This window comes from Paraburkholderia sp., from assembly GCF_034668105.1.
Lineage (GTDB): Bacteria > Pseudomonadota > Gammaproteobacteria > Burkholderiales > Burkholderiaceae > Paraburkholderia.
In genome coordinates this window covers 1-3332 of the sequence record NZ_JAXDPY010000575.1, presented here as the reverse complement: position 1 = coordinate 3332, position 3332 = coordinate 1, and the positions used below count along the sequence as shown (strand labels likewise).

Sequence of the window (3332 nt, the reverse complement as noted above, 5' to 3'; positions counted from 1 at the left end):
GCCGCCATCGCAAGCGGCTTTTGCCTATGATGGACAGTTCGTACCCTTCCGCGCGTCAAGCGCCTCACCTCAAGGAAACGAATCATGGCCCATCACATTGCAGTGGTTGTCGGCAGCCTGCGCCGCGAGTCGTTCAATCGCCAGTTGGCGCAAGCTGTGATTTCACTCGCCCCCGCGGACTTCACGTTCGAATTCATCGATATCGGTGCGTTGCCGCTCTACTGCCAGGACTATGACGCCGACTATCCTGAAGTCGCCAAACAACTGAAGCAGCGCATCGAAGCCGCCGACGGTCTGCTATTCGTCACGCCCGAGTACAACCGCTCGATGCCGGGTGTTCTAAAGAACGCGCTCGACTGGGGTTCCCGCCCGTGGGGCACAAATTCATGGGCCAGGAAGCCCGGCGCGGTGATCGGCACCTCGGTCGGCGCGACCGGCACGGCGCTCGCACAGCAGCATCTGCGCAATGTGCTGGCCTACCTCGACGTCCCCACGCTCGGCCAGCCGGAAGTGTTCATCAAGCATGACCCGGCGGTGATCAACGAGAAAGGCGAGATCGTAAACGACGGCACCCGCAAGTTCTTGCAGAGTTTCGTCGACCGCTATGTCGCGTGGGTCAAACTGAATGCCGCTGCCTGACGGCGGCTTCGCGAAGGCCTAAGTTCCCTACGCGCCGACATTGCCGCTCCCTCGCGGCACTGTCGGCGCTGGCGCCGCGTCGGCCTAGACGTGGTGATGCCCGGTTACCCGTTCCCAGCCATGACGAACGGCAAGCTTGAAGCGCTCCCAGGTGCTGTCCGGCGAGGTGGTTTCCCAATGACGGCGGGCTTCAGGCTCGACGTCATCCCACGGCCTGTCGCGATAACGCTCATCTTGAGCCATCTCGGCGCCGTAGCGATAGGCCGGCACGTAATCTTCATAGCGCGCGTTCTCGGTCGAATATTGCTCGTCGTAATGGGCGCGGAAATCTTCTTCGTATTCTAGATACTCGTTCGGCATCTGACCGCTTAAGCCCGCGGTCGGCTGCCCCGCTTCGGACACGACTTCGGACGGTTGCAAGATCGCGCCCGAGCCCGGCATCGCACCAGCAGCGATCGCGCTGCGTCCCGCGTCGCCGACCAGCGGGTCGATGACCGGCTCGTTGACCGGGTCGCGCACCGGTCGCTCAGCCAGTGGCGGCGGGACGAACGGCTCGGCGTCGGTGCCCATGAGCGGCGCCGGATAGAGGGGCTCGGCCGGCGTTGCGGGCGGAGCGGGCGAGGTTACGCCAGGCATAGCGACGCCGGGTGCCGCCGCGCTCGAAGTATGCGGCGTGCCAGGCGTTACTGCGCCGATACCGAGTTCATCAAGGATCGAATGATCGCGACTCGCTTCCGCCTGCGTGTCCCAATCGGGCGAGCGCTCGCCGATGTCGGTCGCGCCCAGTCTCGTCAAGGTGTTCCGTGCCAGTTCCGCGTGCGACTCACTGGCCGCGCTGACGCACACCAGCACCGCGCCACGGCGCACGGCTTCCGCGTAGCGCGCCGTTTCCGGCGCACGGGCGCTGGTCGAAAACAGGCTCGAGAGAAAGCGTTCGATATTGGCGAGCACGCCGGAACCGGCAACCTCATCGGTTGCGGCGCCGACAGAGGGTTCCGGATTTGCCTGCAACTCGATTGTTTCGCGTGCAAAACCGGTCTGTACAAGCGTGTCGCGGGCGGCTTCCGCCTGAGAATAGGTGTCGAATAAACCAATCACGGTGTGTCGCATGGCTGTCTCCCGACGTATTTGACTGGAACGGACGGCGCGACCACGCGCCGGCCTCCTTTCCCAGATACGCCGCAACGATCATGCCGGGGCGGGTGGACGCACCCGCACGCCCGCTGGCACTTGTCTGAGCAGATCGGGCCGCGCAAGCGCGCGGCGCCTGGCAGCGGCGCTTTTACAATCGATGGTAAATCCCTAGTCCCAGCGGCGAGCGAGAAGCCGCCGGTTTCAATCGGCGGGATGCGCTGCCGCGGCCGGATCCGCGCCCGTCTGCGCGAGGTCGCGCTGGATTGCTTGCAAAAGGTTTTCCAGCAACGCGATGTCAAAGGGTTTGGACAGCACTCGCACGTCCACATGCCGCGCGCGGTCGAGTTCCTCGGCGTAACCGGTGACCAGAATGACTGGCAGTTTGGTGTCGAACGCCAGGACGGCTTCCGCCAGGTCGATGCCGTTCATCGTGCCGGGCATGTGGATGTCAGACAGCACCAGATCGAACGGCAGCGGGTCGCCGGTGCGCGCCTGCCTTGCGTGGGCGTCGTCGAACAGGCGCAGCGCGGTATCGGCGTTGAACACGCACGTGACCTGGTGGCCCATCATCTGCAGCAAAGCTTCCGTGCCTGCGGCGACCTCATCGTTGTCCTCGACCAGCAGAATGCGCAGGCCTTGCGGCGTGCCGCTTTCGTCAACGCTCGCTTCCACCGGCAAATCCGCCGCCGGGGCGGCAGCGGCGCGCGGCAGATAAAGCCGCACCGAGGTGCCCGCGCCGATCGCGCTGTCGATCGCGGCAAGGCCGCCGGAGCGCTCGCAGAAGGCGAAAACCTGCGGCAGCCCGAGACCGGTGCCCATGCCCTTCGGTTTCGTTGTGAAAAGCGGTTCGAAGGCGCGCGCGAGGACCTCGGGCGGCATGCCGCCGCCGGTGTCTTCGAGCGAGAGTTGCACGAAGTCGCCGGTCAGCGGAAAACCGTCCTCGGGGCGGAAGTTGAGATTGGCGGCGCGAACCGTGAAGCGGCCGCCGTTGGGCATGGCGTCGCGCGCGTTCACGGCGACATTGATCAGCGCCAGTTCGAGTTCGGCGACGTCGACACGCATGGGCCAGATGCCGGCGCCGATGTCCATCACCAGCGAAATCTTCGCGCCTAGCGACGCGCGCAGCAGTTCGCGGCACGCCGGCAGCCAGCGCTCGAGCGCCAGTGTCTCGCTGCGCAACGGCTGCTTGCGCGCCACGCCGAGCAATTGCCGGGTGAGCGACTGGCCGCTCTTGAGCGCGCGCTCCATTGCCGACAATTCGCGGTCGAGTCCCGGCGTGCCGCGCCGCCGGACGATCTGCACGTTGGCGGAGACGATCATCAACAGGTTGTTGAAATCGTGTGCGACGCTGCCCACGAGATTGCCGAGCGCCTCCATCTTGCGCGACTGACGATAGGCGGATTCGATCGAGCGTCGCATCGACGCCTCGGCCTGCCAGCGCTCCCACGCCTCTTCTTCCGCGCCCAGACGCCGCAGCGACAGCCAGATCACGCACCACAGCACGATGGACGGCGTGAACATGGACAGGATCAGCATGCTCAGATGCCGGTACCACGCGG

General features: G+C 65.3%; 3 protein-coding genes. 1 reads left to right on the top strand and 2 read right to left on the bottom strand.

The genetic code is table 11. From position 1 onward, the window contains the following. Nucleotides 1-84: 84 nt before the first annotated feature. Nucleotides 85-639 carry an NAD(P)H-dependent oxidoreductase gene (locus QOC89_RS25595; protein WP_323047572.1) on the top strand — a complete coding sequence of 185 codons (555 nt, stop codon included), beginning with the start codon at nt 85-87 and terminating at the stop codon, nt 637-639. Nucleotides 640-723: 84 nt separating this feature from the next. Here QOC89_RS25595 and QOC89_RS25590 read toward each other — a convergent pair whose 3' ends face one another. Together QOC89_RS25590 and QOC89_RS25585 are read right to left on the bottom strand one after the other, a co-directional pair. Continuing rightward, a complete protein-coding gene (locus QOC89_RS25590; protein WP_323047571.1) occupies nt 724-1749 on the bottom strand; it encodes a hypothetical protein in 1026 nt (341 codons plus the stop codon). A 225-nt stretch (nt 1750-1974) separates the two neighbouring features. Further along, nucleotides 1975-3332: ATP-binding protein (locus QOC89_RS25585; RefSeq protein WP_323047570.1), on the bottom strand; the 1358-nt coding region annotated here is incomplete at its 5' end.